The organism is Clostridium algidicarnis DSM 15099, assembly GCF_002934235.1.
GTDB lineage: Bacteria > Bacillota > Clostridia > Clostridiales > Clostridiaceae > Clostridium_L > Clostridium_L algidicarnis.
Genome location: NZ_PTIS01000016.1, coordinates 1 through 19,446, shown reverse-complemented (window position 1 = coordinate 19,446; position 19,446 = coordinate 1). Strand labels below are relative to the sequence as shown.

The following is a 19,446-nucleotide window of genomic DNA, read 5'->3' as shown; positions in this document are numbered from 1 at the left end:
AATTAAACCTGAAAAGGATAAAAACATATCATGGTGGGGGAGAGAGCATGCGCAATTTAAAAAAGATTGCCTTAGTTATAACGGATGTATTTTCTGTAAATGTAGCCTATATAATAGCATTTAGTTTAATTTACTATGGCATTCCAAGACTTTATTTTGACTCATTTAAAAAAGATGCAATAATAATATCTTTAATTTATATAGTTGTATTTTATATAATGAAGCTGTATGAAAGTTTATGGAACTACGCTAGTATAGATGAGCTTATGCTAGTAGTAACAGCTAATATTATATCTGGATGTTTAGTTATGGGATATGGCCGAAGTATAGGACATTATTTCCCTATAAATATTCATATTATAGCTATAGTTCTTGCTATGGCGCTTACACTATCCTTTAGGCTTTCCTTTAGGATATATAGAAGAGGGATACTATCTGTTTATATAAGGCACAACAGAAATAGAAACAGGGTAATGGTTATAGGGGCAGGATCCGCAGGAAATATGATCATGAAAGAAATGCTTACAAAAAGAGAAAAAAGATATAATCCAATAGCTATTATAGATGACAGCCCATATAAGATAGGCAAAAGAATATGTGGTGTGAAAGTTATGGGTAATAGGCAGGATATAGAAAGAATTGCAAAAGAAGAAAGAATAGATACAATACTAATTGCAATACCTTCCATTAATCAAAAAGACAAATCAGAAATTATTAATATATGTAAAAAAACAGAATGTAAACTTCAAATAATACCAGGACTTTACGAAATACTTAATGGACAGGCTAAATTAAATACCATGAGAGATGTTAGCGTTGAAGACCTACTTGGTAGAGATCAAGTAAAACTTGATGATAAAGGAATATCAGAATACATACATAATAAAGTTGTAATGGTTACCGGCGGTGGAGGCTCTATAGGCTCAGAGCTTTGCAGGCAGATAGCAATTTTTAATCCAAAAGAACTTATAATATTCGATATATATGAAAATAATGCCTACGATATACAAAATGAATTAAAATATAACTATCCTAGTCTAAATCTAAAGGTTTTAATAGGATCTATCAGAGATAAAAAAAGGTTAGAAACAATATTTTGCAAATACAGACCAGAGATAGTATTTAATGCAGCAGCCCATAAGCACGTACCTTTAATGGAAGAAAGCCCAGGAGAAGCTATAAAAAACAATGTTTTTGGCACATTAAACTTAGCAGAAACAGCAGATAAATATGGTGTAAAAAGATTCGTTATGATATCTACAGATAAAGCTGTAAACCCTACTAATGTAATGGGAGCATCTAAAAGAATTTGTGAAATGATAATACAAGCCATGAATAAAGTAAGTAAAACAGAATTCGTAGCAGTAAGATTTGGAAATGTTTTAGGTAGCAACGGCTCAGTAATACCATTATTTAAAAAGCAAATAGCTAAAGGTGGACCAATTACATTAACTCATAAAGACATAACAAGATTCTTTATGCTAATACCAGAGGCAGCACAGCTAGTAATTCAAGCAGGAGCCTATGCAAAAGGCGGAGAAATCTTTGTACTAGATATGGGAAGTCCTATTAAGATATACGACTTAGCCACAGACCTTATAAAACTATCAGGACTTGTGCCAAATGAAGATATAGAAATAAAAGTAACAGGCCTAAGACCCGGCGAAAAGCTATATGAAGAGCTACTAATGTCAGAAGAAGGGCTAGAAGAAACACGCCACGATAAAATCTTCATAGGAAGACCAACCTACACAAACATAGAAGAGCTAAAGAGAAATCTTAACTCATTAAAGTTTATATTAGACAATGACAATATAGAAGAAATAAAAAATGGCATAAAACAAATGGTACCAACTTATAGGGAAGCTAGCTTAAAAGAAGGACAAAGCGAAAGTAAAAGTGTAGGGTATAAAGATGAGATAGAAAATGAGAAACATGGAAAAGGAATTGTGGAAAAAGAAGTGGCAGCTAGTGTGTGAAGGGAACTATAAAGTATGAGAGGAAGAGGCTTATGTATCCTTATATTAAAAGAATAATTGATTTTAGTATGGCTTTAATAGGGCTCATTATATTAAGTCCAATATTTATACTACTAGCTATAATCATAAAACTAGACTCAAAAGGGCCAGTGTTCTTTAAACAAAAAAGGCTTAGCATGGATAAAAGATATTTTAATATATTAAAGTTTAGAACCATGAGAACAGATACCCCAAAAGATATGCCGACTCATATGCTTAATAATCCAGATGCATTTATAACCAGGTTAGGACGGTTCTTACGTAAAACTAGCCTTGACGAGCTACCACAGATAATTAATATTTTAAAAGGTGAAATGAGCATTGTGGGACCAAGGCCCTGCCTATGGAATCAATATGATCTAATAGCAGAAAGAGATAAATATGGAGCAAATAACATACACCCAGGCCTAACAGGCTGGGCACAAGTCAATGGAAGAGATGAACTACCCATAGATGTAAAGGCAAAACTTGATGGGGAATACGTTAAAAGAATGAATTTCACCTTTGATGTAAAAATATTCTTTATGACTATATTTAGAGTGATAAAAAGTGATGGAGTTAAAGAAGGGGGAATAGGAAGTATAGAAATAAAGACAATTCAAGAAGTGGATGTAAGGGAGAAGGTTGTTAAGTGATGTGGGGTGGGAATTGGAGAAGAGGTAGGGTATAATTTGAGATGATTATGTGTACAGGAGAGGAGGGGATGTTGTGATAAAAGTAATAATTATGACACAACAAGATAGATTTTACATCCCAAAAAATATACAAAAGATAATTGATAATTCAGAAGTACTTCAAGTTGTTAATGTTGAATGTAAAAGTTCACTTCAAAATAAGTTATCTGATTTTATAAAATGGTTTGGTATTTTCCAAGTAGGAAAGATGGGCATAGTTACAGTTCTACGAACACTCGCAGGTAAGTTAGACAAGCTATTTGGTTATAAACTTTATCAAGGTTTATGTGGAGTAGAGCATGTAGCTAGAAAGAACAATGTACTATATAAAGTGATTAACAATTCAAATAGTGAAGATTTCTATAAAGAGGTAAAAGAGTTAGAACCAGATGTAATTCTTTCTTTTTCAGCTCCTCAAGTTATTAAGGAGCCATTACTTTCATGTCCAAAGTATGGCATTTTAAATGTTCATGGTAGTTTACTTCCAGATTATAGAGGTTGTATGCCAAGCTTCTGGTACGTATTTAATGAGGAAGAGTATGGCGGTGCTACAGTACATTATATGGCTGAAAAGATTGATGATGGCGATATAGTAGCTCAAGATAAAGTTTATATTGGTGATTGTAAATCAATGTTTGAACTTATGGAAAGAACTAAAAGAGTAGGTGGCGATATGATGGTTAAGGCCATCAAAGCTATGGAAAATGGCACATTAGAAAGAAAACCTAACATTGCATCTGAGGGTAGATACTTTACATGGCCAACAGCAGAGCAAGGTAAGGAATTTAGAGCTAAAAGGAAGCGTTTAATATGAGAAAGTATTTTTTAACACTGGATCTTGAAGAATGGTATCATCTTGAATACCTAAAAGAATATAAAGATGTAATTGCTTCAAAGCAAAGATTTGCACCAAGAGTTATACCTTTTTTAAAGGAAATGGCAGATCATGAAGTATATTTGACAGTATTTGTACTTGAGGATGTAGCCAAAGATAACCCAGAAGTAGTTAGAAAAATTGCTAAAATGGGACATGAGATAGCATGTCATGGAAAGCATCATGAGTTAGTTTATGACATGACTGTAGATGAATTTAGAAAAAGAATAGGTGAAACAAAGAAAACTCTTGAAGAAATTACAGGGCAACCTGTTAAAGGCTATAGAGCACCTTGTTTTTCAATGGAAAATGAAAAGCTTGATGTACTATGGGATTTAGGCTTTAACTATGATGCAAGTCTTATAAGATTTAAAGAGCATAAGCTTTATAATGTTATGGACATGTCATCATTTAAAAATATAGATAGTATGGTTTATAAAAAAGAAGATAAGTATGAGTTTGAAACTCCTACATTAGATATAATGGGTAAATCCATTCCAATCTCAGGTGGTGGATATTTTAGATTATTCCCACTGTGGCTTATGAAATACTTCATGAAAAAGCATTGGGAGAAGGAAGATAATTTCATATTCTACATACATCCTTTTGAGGTTGTTGGAGAAACACTTGAGAACGGAAAGAAAATGGGTAAAAAGAACTACTTTAGATTTCAAGTGGGAAGACCTACATTGCAGGAAAAGTTGATTAAGTATATAAAGTGGCTTAAGAAGCAGAATGTTGAGTTTGTGAAGTTTGAGGATTATATAGGAAAAGAAGTTGGTAAAGAAGGTATGGCAATATGAAAAAAGTATTGATTACCGGAGCAAATGGCATGATAGGAAGTGCCATAGTGAATGAATTTATAGATAAATATGATTTGGTTTTAGTTGATCCCTATACAAATAAAATCGATAAATTTAAAGATAAAGCAATTATTTTAAAGAATAGCTTAAATGATATAACTGAATGGGAAAACAATCTTGATGGGGTTAATACTGTTGTGCATTTAGCAGCAGCAGTTCATTGGCAACCTAAAAACAAAGAAGAAGAGCAACAATTCATAGATACTAACGCTGAAGGCACTAGAAAATTATATGCTGCATGTACAAAGCATGGGGTTGAGAGATTTTTGATTTTCAGTACTAATGATGTTTATGAAGCTACAGATAAATTAATTACAGAAGACACACCAGTAAATCCACAAAGTATTTACGGTAAAAGTAAGCTTTTAGCTGAAAAGTATTTATTAGAGGATTCTAAGAAAAGCGATACAGCAGTATGCATATTTAGACCAGCATCAGTTTATGGAGAAAATGATAAAGGAAGTATGAAATCATTAATAGGATTATGTAAAAAAGGTATAGTTCCTATGATAGGTAATGGTTCTAATAAAAAGGCTTTACTTTATAGAAAAGATATTGTACAAGCAGTTAAGAGATATGTAGATTGTGAAAATAATCTTAATGGTGAAGTGTTTAATATTTCATCAGGGGATTTTGGATATAAAGAAATGATAGATGCTATTTGTAGCATTTTTGAAGTTAAACCATTCAGATTATATATTCCAGGATGGTTTTGTAAAAATATCGCATCAAAACTTGGTCCAATTAAGAAGCTTGCAGTGGCAGGTGAAACAAAGATAGTTTCTAATGAAAAGGCAGAGAAACTGCTTGGGTATAAGAGAAAGTATTCTTTGGTTGAGGGGCTTAGGGATGCGAAGAATTATTATTTTTAGTCAGGAGTGTATATATGGATAAGTTTAAATATTCAGTTTTGATGTCTGTCTATTATAAAGAAAGACCTGAATATCTTAGAGAGAGTATAGTAAGTATGTTACAACAAAGCATTATGCCTGATGAAATTGTTATTGTTAAAGATGGAAAACTTACTGAACAACTAGATAATGTGCTTGATGAATTTAAGGATAATAAAATCATAAAAATTATTCCATTAGAACAAAATGTAGGTTTAGGAAAAGCTTTAAACATAGGACTTCAGAAGTGTAAGAATGAATTAATTGTACGTATGGATACGGATGATATTTCTTTAAATAATAGGTGTGAAAAACAACTAAAAAAATTTGAAGAAAATAATAAACTAAGCTTAGTTGGAACAGCTGTTAATGAATTTATAGATGATCCAAGTAATGTGATAGCATATAAAGAAGTTAAAATTAAGGATGAAGATATTAAGAAACAAATGAAATATAGAAATCCTGTGATTCATCCCACAGTTATGTTCAAAAAAACAGAAGCGCTTAAGGCAGGCAATTATCAACACTGGTTTTTGAATGAGGATTATTATTTATGGATAAGAATGGCTCAAAATAATTCAGTGTTTGAAAACATAAATGAACCATTAGTTAATATGAGAATTAACGATGAAACATATTTAAGAAGAGGTGGCTGGAAATATTTCATTACTCAGAGAAATTTATTTCAATACATGTTAAAAAATAAATCAATAAATATATTTCAATATATCTATAACAATGCCATTAGATTTATTGTAAGATTAATGGTTCCTAATAATGTAAGAAAGTTTTTGTATTTAAATGTAATGAGAAAAAAAGTAGTGCATGATTGATAAAATTTACTATAGTAAGATGGCTAAAGAAAAAATCTAATTAATTGTGTTTTGGGGATGTTTAAAAAATTCTATGTTGTTATTGTAAATAATTATAAACATATGAGTTTTAAAATATTATTATTTATGGGTAAGAATGATTTTTAAAGATTTGGAGTTGTTAAATATTGATGTGGTTCAAATTAATCTTACACTTTTAAAATGGTAAAATATGTAAGGTTAAATCTACTTATAATGAACTATATCTAAATATTGATGGGATTTTTTAGTTTATGCAAGAATAGGGAATGCTTTATTTAATAAGAGATTACATGTACAAGTTATTTTTAAGGAACTATAGTAGTTAGAAATATGTTCGTTAGTAAAAATAGATTATTGGAGGTATTAGATTGAAGGATAAGGTAATTAGTTATTTTAGACACTTTATTAATATGGCATCTAAATGTTTGATAAAGAATGAAATTAGAAGAAAAAAAATAATTGTATACTATAATAACTTTCTATACTATATACATTTTTTAAAAAATAAGAGTGTTAATGATGTATTTGACTATAAACTTATACTAAATAATAAGTATCATAAATGTAGTGAATGTTATAATGGAAATTTTTTTTATGGAAATTCATGCAACTTAAAAAATTATGCCAGTTATAGAAAATCAATTAAAGCTTGTATTGAACATGGTGTTTATTTTGGAAACTATGTAAATGAAAAAGAATCAAGTGACAGTGGATTGCCAGCTATCATAACATATAGCAATAATAGGAAAAGCCACTTAAGAAAGGTAACCAATAAACCGATTTTTGTAATAGGTCCCTACATTTATTATGCTAATAGCTTATATACCAATGAAGAAATAAATAAAATAAAATCTAAATTTGGAAAAACATTATTAGTGTTTCCTTCACATTCTATTGATAGAGTAAAGGCGGAATTTGACATAGAATCCTTTGTTAAAAAAATTATAAATTTTAAAGATGATAAAGAATTTAAAACAGTACTTATATGTTTATATTGGAAAGATATAGAACTTGGAAGGGATAAAATATATAAAGATTATGGGTTTACAGTTGTTACTGCTGGATACAGAGAAGATCCTGATTTTTTAAGTCGTTTAAAAACTTTTATAAACATTTCAGATTATACGATATCAAATAATGTTGGAACACATATAGGTTATTGTATTGCTTTGGACAAGCCACATACTATAATTGAACAAAAAACGGAATATTGTGGAGTTACATCAAGGGATTTTGAAGCAGCGATAAATAGCTCAGTGATAAAGAGTAGTCTTGTAGAGAAGAATGAGGTTAAAAATGCTTTCAATATATATAATGATTTTATAACAGATGAACAAAGAGTTATATGTAATAAGTATTGGGGATTAGATAAAGTAAAAAACAATCAGCAATTGAATTTTATTTTAAACTTCTGTGATGATATATATATAAATTCAAACAAAAATGAAAAAGAATTTTATTCTTCAATTCTGAAATTTAAAAATGACCATAAGAAAATCAAAAATATTGAAATATTGAATGAAGCAATATTATAAACGGATAGGGGAAACTTATGAACCAATGTATAAAACGGATAAATAATTTTAATATTTTTAATATATATATATATATATTGTTGGTGTTTTTTGTATTACCAGTTGAACAACAGAAAATAGCAGATATTATATTGGTTATAATTTCTATGATTTCTGTAATTTTAACATGGTACTGTAAGGAAAGACATGGATATAAGATAAAATTTAGTTTTTTAGATTTTGCTATATTTATTTTCCTAGCATTAGTATATATTATGATTCTACTTATTAGTCAATATTCAAAAATGTATATAACTCAAAATCTAGCATTTCTTATGGTAATCATCTATTATTTCTATCGAGATAATTTAAAACTAGATGAAAGTAAAAAAACTATAATTTCTGATTCTGTTTACTGGGGAATGTGTTTAAGTCTATTATTTCAATTCTATATATGCATAAGAAATGGTGAAGATTTGCATTTGATTACAACTTGGGATGATAATTATTCAGGAATAATCATTTTCTTATTTTTTTTATTTAATTATAAGAATAACAAGAAATTTGGTAAATTAATAACTATATTATATATTGTATATTTGAAAAGCAGAGGATTTGTTCTAATGATAGTATTGTTTTATATAATAAAGATTTTTAAAAGCTTTATAGATAAGGCGAAAAATATGTTTTTCTTAAATAAGATATTTAAAATTTTTATCATTATGATTGTTTTTATTTATTTTTTTAGTATCTTATGGGTATATAATATATCAACGTCTAATTTGAAGCCATATAAGCAAGGTATCAATGACACATCGAATAGAATTAGATTTTTAGCAAATGTTAGAGTTTTTGATTTAATTAAAGAGAATAAGAGTTTGATTATGTATGGATATGATAATGATTTGAAAAAAGTTCTTGGGATAAATTCAGAGGATACAGCAGAGCACCAACATTTTAATGATATGAGATTAGTACAGACTCATAATACGATATTAAGTATAATTATTAAAACCGGGATATTGTTTTCAGTATTGTATTTGCTAATAGTCTCAAAAATTATTGATAAGTATTATGTAAAAGAAAATATTGAGTATATATTTCCATACTTAATAAATAGTATGTATATGCATTCTTTATTAAATACTAGTTTTTTAGTATTTTGGGTTTTAATACTTCATATTCCACAAAAGGGTGTAAAACAACAAAAAAGTAATTCAGTCGATAGATTTTGTAATTTATAAGATTTATATAGCTTTTTATGAAAAGAATATTTAAACCATAACTTGATATTTATATTCAAAATAACTCTTGATAAATATATATTAATTTAAGTGATTTTTAGAATGTTTATTTCTATATAAAATTGTATTCAGAATATGTTATTAGATATTTTAATTTATAACCATATAAAAATGGATGCAACATCAGTATATTTAAAAAAATTATTGATTGAATTATAATATAAAATTTGGTAGTGGTGAAAGGATGGAAAGCTAAGTGAAAAAAGATAGTAATATTTTAGCAGTCATACCGGCAAGGGGTGGTTCAAAAGGTATTCCACGAAAAAATGTAAGGTTGATGAATGGTAAGCCTTTAATTTCATATTCAATAGAAAATGCTAAATCATGTAATTTGATAACTGATATTGTTGTAACAACAGATGATGAAGAAATTATAGGTATTGCTAAATTAAATAAAATAGATTTTATCCAAAGAGAGGCAGAATTAGCAGGAGATAAAGTTACATTAGATCCAGTTGTTTATGATGCGGTTATCAAAATGGAACAGCTTAAAAATAAAAAGTATGATATTGTGGTTACTCTTCAAGCCACCTCTCCTTTACTCAAAGGAGAGACTTTAAAAACAGCTATTGAAAGTTTTTTAAATAGTAGGAAGGATACATATATTAGTGCAGTGAATAAGCCTCATCTCTCATGGTCTAAGGATGAAAGTGGATATATACCAAATTATGAAAAAAGGTTAAATAGACAGCAGCTACCTCCAAACTACGTAGAAGCTGGTGCATTTTTTATTACCAAAAGAGAATTTGTAACACCTAACAGCAGAATGGGAAAAGAAATATCAGTATTTGAAGTACCTGAAAATGAATCAGTGGATATTGATAGTACAAGTGATTGGATTATATGTGAAAATGCCCTTAGGAAGAAAAGAATAGTATTCCGTGCTGATGGATATAAAGAGCTTGGTATGGGACATATCTATCATTGTTTGACATTGGCATATAATATGACAGGACACGAAGTTATGTTCGCTTCTAAGGGACAATATGCTGAAGGGGTAGATAAGATTAAAGGTAGTTTTATGCCATTTACATTAATAAGAGATGATAATGACTTCTTTGACTTTTTGAAAGTCTGGAAACCAGATATTGTGGTTAATGACTGCTTAGACACAAGTAAAGAGTATATACAAAAATTAAAAAGCCTTGTTAAAAGAGTTGTTACCATTGAAGATTTAGGTGAGGGTGCTGAGTATGCTGATGCAGTTATTAATGCATTATATGACAAGAAAATAAAATCATATAATCAATATAGTGGAGAAAAATATATTTGTCTTAGGGATGAGTTTTTAGTTAATACACCTAAAGAATTTTCAAAAGAAGTGAACAATGTATTAGTTATGTTTGGTGGGACAGACCCTTCTAATCTAACAAAGAAAATTTATAATTTAGCATTAAAGTTAAGTGAAATATACCCTAATATTACCTTTAATTTTATAACTGGAAGCGGTTATGACAGTGAAAAAAATGGTATTTACACTCAGAAAAACAGGAATATATATGTTCATAACGATGTAAAGCACGTGAGCGATTACATGAGAAATGCAGATTTAGCATTTACTTCACAGGGGAGGACTGTTTTTGAGCTAGCTTCATTAGGAGTTCCATCTATTGTATTAGCTCAAAATGAAAGAGAACAGCTTCATAAATTTGCCCAAATGCAGAATGGATTTTTAAATTTAGGCTTGGGTAAAGACATATCAGCTGAAACAATCGAGTCTACGTTTAAATGGCTGGTTGAAACTGAACAGATTAGATATGAGTTGAGGGAACTAATGTTAAGACATAACTTGAAAAAAGGTATTAAACATGTAATAGATATTATTTTAGAGGAGAATTAAGAAATGAAAAATACAATTATTAAAAGAGCTAAAGAAGGAGAATTTGTGCTTATAGCAGAAATCGGTGTCAATTACTATGATATAGCTAAAAAAATGAATATTCCTATAATTGATGCAGCTAAGCTAATGGTAAGGGAAGCAAAGGATGCGGGAATTCACGCAGTTAAGTTTCAAACATACAAAGCAGAAACATTAGCAGCTAAAAAATCACCATCATACTGGGATACAAGTGAAGAAACAACAACATCTCAATTTGAACTTTTCAAGAAGTTTGACAGTTTTTCTTATAATGAGTATAAGGAGCTAGCTGAGTACTGTAATGAATTAGGTATAGAATTTCTATCAACTGCATTTGATATTGAATCAGCAGATTATTTGAATGAATTAATGAATGTATACAAAATATCCTCATCTGATTTAAATAATTTGCCTTTCGTTGAATATCAAGCTAAGAAAGGTAAGCCTATTTTGTTATCAGTTGGAGCATCTAATGAAGAAGAAATTGATAAAACTATTCATACTATTCGTAAATACAACAACGAACCAATAGTACTGTTACACTGTGTACTAGAATATCCGACACCGTATGAACATGCAAATCTTAATAAAATCGTAAGCCTAAAGAATAAGTATCAAGATCTGTTAATTGGATACTCTGATCATACTAAACCTGATGAAGATGCAGATATTATTAAAACTGCTTATAATTTAGGTGCAGTTGTTGTAGAAAAACATTTTACATTGGATAAAACATTACCAGGTAATGATCACTACCATGCGATGTCACCTGAGGACGCTAAAAAAATTATTAAAGGCATTGAGTTTATTGAGAAAATTAGGGGTTCATATGAAATTAAGTGCCTTGAAACAGAATTAGCTGCAAGAAAAAATGCAAGAAGATCTCTGGTTACAGCTTGTGATATTAAAAAAGGAGAGAAGATTACAAAAGATAAGCTTACTTTTAAAAGACCTGGAACTGGAATATCTCCTACTGACATAATGAGTGTTATAGGTAAAGTAGCATTAAGTGATATTTCTGACGATACTATATTAAAATATGACATGATTGAGTAGAAGTTATTACTGATTATATAAGTCGTCCAAGTTTATTTATACATATGGAGAACTAATGAAATGTTGGTTCTCCGCGTGTTAATAAAGTTACAGGTTTGTTAAATTGATTTGATATAAGATATGAGTTCTATTGGAGTAGACGTTTATGAATATAAAAAAATTTTTTAAAAATGAAAAAGTAAATAATTTGATTAAATATTCTTCAATTAAATACGTAGCTTTGATTATTGGGTTTGTTAAGGGAATAGTAAATGCTAGGGCACTTGGTCCTGAACTTTTGGGGGTTGTAGGAAACTTGCTATTGGTTTTAAGTTATTTAAGCTATTCTAATTTTGGAATTTTATATTCCATGAATAGAGAGTATGTTATTTATGAATCAAAGGGCGATATGACAGGGGCTAAGAAAGTTATAAAAACATCTTTCACAGCTTTATTTATATTATCTATTTTACTACTTATAACCGGTGTTTCTACTAAGTTTATTTATAAAAGAGAATTAGGTAGTTACATTTTACTGACTTTTATTATAGGTATTTTAGAGCAATATAGAGCTTTTTATATTAATTATTTTAGATTAGTAGATAATTTTAGAAAGATAAATTATATAGAATTAATTAATAATGTATTGTCATTTGTGTTGATAATTATATCTATTAGATATTTTAAAATATATTCTGTATTAATATCCATGCTTATTGCAGATTGTATAGTATTTATATATGGGTACAAGAAGAGTGAAAAAATAACTTTAAGTGTAGATATAAAGGTATTAAAAAATCTAATAATAGTTGGATTACCATTACTTGTATATAATTTAGGGTTTTATATTTTAACAACTGTAGATAGAGTTATGACTATTAAGTTTTTAGGATATGAAGATTTAGGATATTACACATTTTCAAATCAAATTGTTGGAGGAACTTTAGTATTTATAACCTCAGTATTATTTTTATATTATCCTAAAGCTATTAAAAATTTAAATATTAATAGTAATAATGATATAAGAGAAGTTTTAAGTAGAACAGAAGAATATACTAAATATGTAGAAGTTTTTGGTGTGATTTTATGTATTACTGGAGCTATATTAATAAAACCATTTGTTAATATAGTTGTTCCTCAGTATAGTGTAAGTATTGATATTTATAGGATATTGGTATTTGGTACAATTGTAAATCAGATATCATATTTTTCCAATGTTTTTATAGTATCAAATAAAAAACAAATATATTTAATATATCTTCAGGTTATAACGGTGATTTTAGCTATTATTTTGAATTTTATTTTTATTAAACTAGGTATAGGGATAATTGGAGTTTCATTAGCAACTTTAATTACTAATGCTATATACTCTATAATGCAACATGTAATATATTTAAAGTTATTAAATATAAAAGGTAGCTACATAAGGAATATCCTAAAAGTTTATTCGAAATTTATAATATATATGATTATAAGTATAATCCTTAGTTTGATAAATATAAATTTTGTTTTATATAGTGTATTTAATATTGTAATAACAGTAATTCTATATTTCAAGGATATAAAAAAGACAATAATAAATATAGGGAAGATTTGATAATTTAAAAGGGGATATCTCATAGGGTGTTTAATATAGGAAATAACAATCCTGAAAAGCTTATGGTGTTTATAATAACCTTAGAGAAAGCTTTGAGTAAGGCATTAGGCAGAGAAGTAGTCTTTGAGAAAATATTCGAGCCTTTAAAAGCAGGAGACGCACTGGCAACTTATGCTTCTAAGGATAAGCTTCAGGAAGCAGTAGGGTTTAAACCTTCAACTAGTATAGAGGAAGGTTTACAGAGATTTGCTGATTGGTATGTTAAGTATTATGGAGTAGAGTAGTAATGGAAATCATCTTTACTAATTATAATAGGATGGAGTTTTATATTTTATGATGAGTCAAATTGATAATTTTAAAAACAAAATAAGTTCAGAATATAAACTACTATCAGAGCGTGGCAATTTAGGATTTTATGAATCATGTGAAGTTACAACCATATTTTTATTGGATAAGTTATGTAAAAATGTTTATAATTATTTTTCCTTATTTGTGTTTGAAGAAAGAGAAATCGAAACAAACAAGGTTAAATATTTAACTGATAAGTTACTTACTGTTTCTGATGAATATAGAATGGGTATTTGCAAGTATCAGCTATCAATGGATGATGTATATAATAATTTTACACAGATTACAAATTCTGAAGTTTTATCAAATATCAGTGGAGTATTACAAATAGGTCAATTGGATTTAGTAAATAAACAATTTGTACCACCAGATGGAACTGAAGAAGTTAATTTAAATAAATGCCTAAAAAATAATTTTATAAACGGTAGCTATATCTATGAGTTTTTTGATATAGGAAAAAAGCTATTATCAAAATTAACAAAAATTCAGAGAGAAAGAATATCAGAACATATAATGAAATTTGCTCCTATTAATTTACATGTATTGCAGGATAGGATTGGAAATGTAATCTTTCAATTTCCATCAAACTTAATTTCTATAAATTCTGCTTCAAATAAAGACGATACAAGTCTTAATATTACCATTTCTACAGATAAGCGTATTGATGGGGAAGATAGATATAGTATACTCGTTATGAATGAATTTGATAATTGTATAACTGGTATCAAATATCATGATAGTAAAAATAATAAAAATGTAAAATTAGATATTGGAGATACAGGTAACTTGATTAAGACTGTAGTTTATGATAAAAAAACAGATCTAGTTGTATATGAGTCAAAGTATAGTCTTATGAAGCAAATGCATTTTAGATTTAATATTGGCAGTCAATTCCCACAAAAAAGAACTATTATTACTTCAAAAGAAGAAAATGAAGTTGTAGTAGAAAGCACAGAGTTTATGGAAACTCCTCGTAATATGATAGAAAAGAAAAAGTATTGGAAAGAATTTGTACAGGAGAGACAATATAAAGAGAGATTAGAGGAATTAGAACGCCGTATGAAATTTATGCAATATGGTGCGTCACAGGATTTTGAAAAGAATAAAGCTTTAGAGGATATTAGAAAGCTAATTGTATTAAATTCAGAAAAACAGATTATGTTATGGGACCCATACTTGTCTGCGGAGGATATTTTAAACACTTTGTATTATAGTAAACAGATGGGAATACCGATGAGAGCAATAACTTCTTCAAGTAGTGAAACTAGAAAAATAAATGGAGAAAATGAGCAAGATGCTATTACATGGATAAATGAGCAGAAGAATATACTAAAAAATAATAGTAATAACTATGGGATAAACCTTGAAGTTAGATGTCAATATGGACAATTTGGTTGGAAATTTCATGACAGATTTTTATTATTCATTATGAGAGATGGAACTGCACGAGTTTGGTCATTAGGAACATCAATAAATAGTTTAGGAAAAAATCACCATATAATCCAGGAAGTAAGTCATCCTCAATATATAGTAGATGCTTTCGATGAACTTTGGAATAAGCTGAATGATAAGAGGTGTATCCTTTGGAAGAGCAGATAATGATTAGTGATGATATAAATGAAGTTTTACAAATGCTAAGAAAGATTAAAATTGATATAAATGTCCCTTCTGATGCTTCAAGAAGTGATAAAGGGTTATATAATCTGTTGATTGAAGGCACTAAGGAGAATGATTTTAAAAAAGTATATAGTTTTGTACAAAGTGTAGAAATGGGTTGTGGTTTTTATTCAAGTGAAACAACTAAAGTTAAACAAATATATGATAAAGCCATTGAAGCAAATCAAGATGAAGTTATTGAAATTCTTAACGGTAGAAGTGAAATAATAGATATTGTATATAATTGTTATTGTATACAAAAGGAATTGAAGATTAAGCTTTTGCAGTCACCACAATTAACTAATGGATATGTGATTTTTGAGTTAATTAGACAATTACTTAATAATATCCAGCTACCGGAATTAAATGATAGTACATTAGGATATAAAAAAATCATAGCAGACGGGATTATAAAATTAGCTTTAATAGATGCTCGTATTTTTAGGTATTTTGTTAAAAAATTTGAATATAAGGAGCAGTTTTATCATGTTATGGGCATTGCTTTGAGTGGTATGCCTACTATTGGAAGGCAAACATATGTTAAGACTATTACTCTAACTAAACAAGACAATACTTATTATAATTATGTAAGAACTTTACTTCAAGGCATTGAGGAAAGTAGTTATGACTCATTTATTACAGATATCAAAGAAATTATTTATCAAAGGTGGAACGAGTATCTTTCCTTATTATTAGAAAATAAGGAGTTTGTATCAAAGATTATTATTAACTCTTATGCCGATTTAATACTGAATTGTTTTTGCAGAATGTATCAAGATGAAAAACTATTTTTCTTGGATTTGGATAATGTAATTATTCAATTTAACAGGGATATTTATGGATGGCATGGAAAAGGTACAGAATTTAGCTCAATGTATTATATCTATGCAACAAAGTTATTTTTCTTTAAGAAGATACAAGAAGTTAATAAAATTTCATTAGCTAATAGAAAAGATATATATGATAAGGTGAAAAGCTTATTTGATAATAATTACATGATGCATAATAAATATAAAAAGGTTGATGATATAATTTTAAATTATGATATTTAAGGTTATAAGTAATTGTCTTAATGGGGGGATATCTAAAATGACCATACTAGTAACCGGCGGTGCAGGCTATATAGGCTCACACACTTGTGTGGAATTATTAAATAATAACCACACAGTCATTGTTGCCGATAATCTTTGCAACAGCAATATAAATACAATAGATAAAATAAAGCAAATAACCAATAAGGATCTCACCTTCTATCAAATAGATGTAACTGATGAACAAGCTCTAGAATCTATCTTCTCATCTCATAAAATAGATGGTGTTATTCATTTTGCAGGGCTTAAGGCAGTAGGTGAATCAGTAGAAAAGCCTATTGAATATTATTATAATAATTTGTTATCTACTATGGTTCTTTGCAAGATGTGCAAGAAGTATAATGTTAACAAATTTGTATTCTCTTCATCAGCAACGGTATATTGGGATAATGAAGTGCCATTTACAGAAACTATGGATCTTAGTCCAACTACAAATCCTTATGGTGAAACTAAAGCTATGATTGAAAGAATATTAACAGATATAGCCAAGGCAAATCCAGACTTTTCGGTAGCACTACTTAGGTATTTTAATCCTGTAGGGGCTCATGAGAGTGGATTAATTGGGGAAGCTCCTAATGGTATACCGAATAATCTAATGCCTTATATTACAAAAGTAGCAAAAGGAGAACTAGAAAAGTTAAGGGTTTTCGGAAATGATTATCCAACTGTAGATGGTACAGGTGTTAGAGATTATATTCATGTAGTGGATTTAGCTGAAGGTCATGTGGCAGCCCTAAACAAGCTTCAACCAGGTGTACATATTTACAATCTAGGTACAGGCCAAGGAACTTCAGTTTTAGAATTAGTAAAAGCCTTTGAAGAGGTAAGTGATACCAAAGTACCTTATGAAATAGTAGATAGAAGACCAGGAGATATAGCTTCCTGCTATGCCGATGTTTCTAAGGCTGAAAGGGAACTAGGCTGGACAGCTAAAAGAGGTATATTAGAAATGTGTAGGGATGCTTGGAGATTTGAGAAGAATTATAAAGAGTAAGAACAAAGTCATTACCTTTGCAAGCTTATAAAGCTGCGAGGTGATGACTTTTTTTCTGCTTATTGTGAAAATTATGACGAATTTATGCAGTGAACATATTTACTGAAATATGGTAATGATATATAATTAAATTATATTTTTAGTATATAGATTTTTGACTAGAATAGTGGTTATAGGGGGGACAGAAAACATGGAGATGAATGAGGAACGTAATGAACTTATAGTTAGAAGTAATAATGATTTTGCACCAACAATGATGGATTTTGAACACAAAATGATGGGAGTATATCAAGCGGTAGGACTTCCTATAGATGATATATTAGTGCCAGTACAAGAGAGAAAGAAAGTGTTTAAAAACTTTATGGATGTTCTTGAGTATGTTCCAGAGTATCAACTTGAATGTGCACATTTCATAACAAAATTTATGACAGCTGCAAGTGTGGGATTATTTGATTCAGCACTTAATCATCTATGGGTAGAAACTATGAAGCAGTTAAAACTGCGTATTCAGCAATATGATATTGATTACTTCTATGATGTAGCAATACAAGCAGAACGCAGAGAAGAATTTTCTACTCTTGAAGATTTGGATAAGGTGTTAGAAGCTGAGCTACTTGAAGGAGCAAGAAAAATTGAGCTGCTATCTGAAAAAGGATATAAGCAGTTAGATCATATAAGATATATGCTTGGATATATGGAAAGGAATCCATCAAATCAATCAGAAATAAGTGGAACTATATTGATTTCTTGGTTAGAGGTTTGTATCCGTGAAGTTATAACAGTACAAATACCAAGTGATACAATACAGACTCAACTTTTACTTAGAACTATGCGTGATGGGTTATTTACAGAGTCAGATGTAATAAATGCATTGGCCTTTATTAGTGGAATGCCTGTTAAGCTTGCTAATGTTCTTGCTAAAGGGGTTTATGGTATTTATTTAAGAGAAGAAACAAGTCCACATATCATTATGAATATTAAGCAAATAATGCCAGAACTATGGAAAAGAATAGACGCATCAACAAAAAATGAATTAGCAACTTCTTATGCTATTTATAGGGTAAATGGAAATGAAGAAAAAGCAAAATTAGCAAGGAACTTTATTTCTATTGTTGGTGGGGAAGAGTATTTGCCAGACAATATTAAAGCCTATGAGTTAAAGATAGCTCTTAACCAACTTCTTTCTATGCATAGAGGTACAAATAATTTTTATAATGAACCACAATTTGCAAGACAAGTAGAGCGATTGGTAGGAAACCAAAAGATACCTTCTCAATTGGATAGAGACTATGTAATTACTATTGTGGATGTATTTTTAACTAATGGATATGGTGTCTGCTGGGCTGCCGATGAAATATATATAAAGTTAATTAAACTTTTTAGCGAACGCCATGCATATATCGCTGTTACTTCTTTTAATGAAGAACGTATTTCAAATAAACTTGGACAAAATGTAAGTTCAGGAAAATATGTAGAAATGCTAAATATCTTAAAAGCAAATGCATCTAGTCCTTCTTTATTAGAATTTATAGATTTTGTTTTAAAGTATAAAGGTGGCTATAATCATTTAGCTTCTGAAACTAATGTAAAGCGCAAAGTGGATGCTTTAAGATTAATGTATAAAATATAAAAAATATAGAGCTAACCTATTAATAATAATATAGGTTGGCTCTTTTTCTTACATAGCTTGATTTCTATAAAAATGATTGTATATAGCCACATCAACTTCAGGAAGTCCAAAATTAATATGGTTAGCAAGTGAGTCCAGCAAAGCATGTCCCCACAAGGAACCCAGGTACGCCAAGCAAGGGCGTAAACAATAAAGAGAGCGAAGCTTTCTTTATTACTATATAGCAGGTGTGAATCCTGCATGACA

General features: G+C 29.2%; 15 protein-coding genes and 1 pseudogene. All 16 read left to right on the top strand.

All coding sequences use genetic code 11. From position 1 onward, the window contains the following. Window positions 1-47 precede the first annotated feature (47 nt). Window positions 48-1,979: a polysaccharide biosynthesis protein gene (locus BD821_RS10525; RefSeq protein WP_104410439.1), complete on the top strand. Its 1,932-nt coding sequence runs from the start codon at window positions 48-50 to the stop codon at window positions 1,977-1,979. Window positions 1,980-2,011: 32 nt separating this feature from the next. Next, entirely contained in the window at window positions 2,012-2,653 is a 642-nt protein-coding gene (locus BD821_RS10520; RefSeq protein WP_104410466.1) for a sugar transferase, read from the top strand. Between the two features lie 73 nt (window positions 2,654-2,726). Beyond that, complete coding sequence (locus tag BD821_RS10515; protein WP_104410438.1) at window positions 2,727-3,506, top strand: methionyl-tRNA formyltransferase; 780 nt, start codon at window positions 2,727-2,729, stop codon at window positions 3,504-3,506. Beyond that, window positions 3,503-4,369, top strand: coding sequence for a polysaccharide deacetylase family protein (locus BD821_RS10510; RefSeq protein ID WP_104410437.1), 867 nt, complete (start codon window positions 3,503-3,505; stop codon window positions 4,367-4,369). The genes BD821_RS10515 and BD821_RS10510 overlap by 4 nt, the downstream gene beginning before the upstream one ends. Further along, window positions 4,366-5,301, top strand: coding sequence for an NAD-dependent epimerase/dehydratase family protein (locus BD821_RS10505; RefSeq protein WP_104410436.1), 936 nt, complete (start codon window positions 4,366-4,368; stop codon window positions 5,299-5,301). Before BD821_RS10510 ends, BD821_RS10505 begins: the two co-directional genes overlap by 4 nt. 14 nt (window positions 5,302-5,315) lie before the next feature. Further along, window positions 5,316-6,152 carry a glycosyltransferase gene (locus tag BD821_RS10500; RefSeq protein WP_104410435.1) on the top strand — a complete coding sequence of 279 codons (837 nt, stop codon included), beginning with the start codon at window positions 5,316-5,318 and terminating at the stop codon, window positions 6,150-6,152. A gap of 389 nt (window positions 6,153-6,541) precedes the next feature. Continuing rightward, complete coding sequence (locus BD821_RS10495; protein ID WP_104410434.1) at window positions 6,542-7,708, top strand: hypothetical protein; 1,167 nt, start codon at window positions 6,542-6,544, stop codon at window positions 7,706-7,708. 17 nt (window positions 7,709-7,725) lie between these two features. Next, a complete protein-coding gene (locus BD821_RS10490) occupies window positions 7,726-8,931 on the top strand; it encodes a hypothetical protein (protein WP_104410433.1) in 1,206 nt (401 codons plus the stop codon). Window positions 8,932-9,187: 256 nt separating this feature from the next. After that, on the top strand, window positions 9,188-10,831 hold the full coding sequence (locus tag BD821_RS10485) for a cytidylyltransferase domain-containing protein (protein WP_104410432.1): 1,644 nt from the start codon (window positions 9,188-9,190) through the stop codon (window positions 10,829-10,831). Between the two features lie 3 nt (window positions 10,832-10,834). Beyond that, on the top strand, window positions 10,835-11,905 hold the full coding sequence (locus BD821_RS10480; RefSeq protein ID WP_104410431.1) for an N-acetylneuraminate synthase family protein: 1,071 nt from the start codon (window positions 10,835-10,837) through the stop codon (window positions 11,903-11,905). Between the two features lie 145 nt (window positions 11,906-12,050). Then, window positions 12,051-13,481, top strand: coding sequence for a lipopolysaccharide biosynthesis protein (locus BD821_RS10475; protein WP_104410430.1), 1,431 nt, complete (start codon window positions 12,051-12,053; stop codon window positions 13,479-13,481). 14 nt (window positions 13,482-13,495) lie between these two features. Beyond that, a pseudogene (locus tag BD821_RS10470) lies at window positions 13,496-13,765 on the top strand (NAD-dependent epimerase); the annotation flags it as partial. 49 nt (window positions 13,766-13,814) lie between these two features. Further along, complete coding sequence (locus BD821_RS10465) at window positions 13,815-15,428, top strand: VPA1262 family N-terminal domain-containing protein (RefSeq protein WP_104410429.1); 1,614 nt, start codon at window positions 13,815-13,817, stop codon at window positions 15,426-15,428. Then, a complete protein-coding gene (locus tag BD821_RS10460) occupies window positions 15,413-16,537 on the top strand; it encodes a hypothetical protein (protein ID WP_104410428.1) in 1,125 nt (374 codons plus the stop codon). The genes BD821_RS10465 and BD821_RS10460 overlap by 16 nt, the downstream gene beginning before the upstream one ends. A gap of 37 nt (window positions 16,538-16,574) precedes the next feature. Next, window positions 16,575-17,570 (top strand): UDP-glucose 4-epimerase GalE, encoded by a 996-nt coding sequence (gene galE / locus BD821_RS10455; protein ID WP_104410427.1) that lies wholly within the window; start codon window positions 16,575-16,577, stop codon window positions 17,568-17,570. Window positions 17,571-17,760: 190 nt separating this feature from the next. Continuing rightward, complete coding sequence (locus BD821_RS10450; RefSeq protein ID WP_104410426.1) at window positions 17,761-19,200, top strand: hypothetical protein; 1,440 nt, start codon at window positions 17,761-17,763, stop codon at window positions 19,198-19,200. The last annotated feature ends 246 nt before the right edge of the window (window positions 19,201-19,446 follow it).

Excerpts from the sequence above, each read along its gene's own strand:
- BD821_RS10505 (WP_104410436.1), top strand. The coding sequence starts at position 4,366 with ATGAAAAAAGTATTGATTACCGGAGCAAATGGCATGATAGGAAGTGCC.
- BD821_RS10475 (WP_104410430.1), top strand. The coding sequence starts at position 12,051 with ATGAATATAAAAAAATTTTTTAAAAATGAAAAAGTAAATAATTTGATT.
- BD821_RS10490 (WP_104410433.1), top strand. The coding sequence starts at position 7,726 with ATGAACCAATGTATAAAACGGATAAATAATTTTAATATTTTTAATATA.
- BD821_RS10465 (WP_104410429.1), top strand. The coding sequence starts at position 13,815 with ATGATGAGTCAAATTGATAATTTTAAAAACAAAATAAGTTCAGAATAT.
- BD821_RS10525 (WP_104410439.1), top strand. The coding sequence starts at position 48 with ATGCGCAATTTAAAAAAGATTGCCTTAGTTATAACGGATGTATTTTCT.
- BD821_RS10450 (WP_104410426.1), top strand. The coding sequence starts at position 17,761 with ATGGAGATGAATGAGGAACGTAATGAACTTATAGTTAGAAGTAATAAT.
- BD821_RS10520 (WP_104410466.1), top strand. The coding sequence starts at position 2,012 with ATGTATCCTTATATTAAAAGAATAATTGATTTTAGTATGGCTTTAATA.
- galE (WP_104410427.1), top strand. The coding sequence starts at position 16,575 with ATGACCATACTAGTAACCGGCGGTGCAGGCTATATAGGCTCACACACT.
- BD821_RS10480 (WP_104410431.1), top strand. The coding sequence starts at position 10,835 with ATGAAAAATACAATTATTAAAAGAGCTAAAGAAGGAGAATTTGTGCTT.
- BD821_RS10500 (WP_104410435.1), top strand. The coding sequence starts at position 5,316 with ATGGATAAGTTTAAATATTCAGTTTTGATGTCTGTCTATTATAAAGAA.
- BD821_RS10510 (WP_104410437.1), top strand. The coding sequence starts at position 3,503 with ATGAGAAAGTATTTTTTAACACTGGATCTTGAAGAATGGTATCATCTT.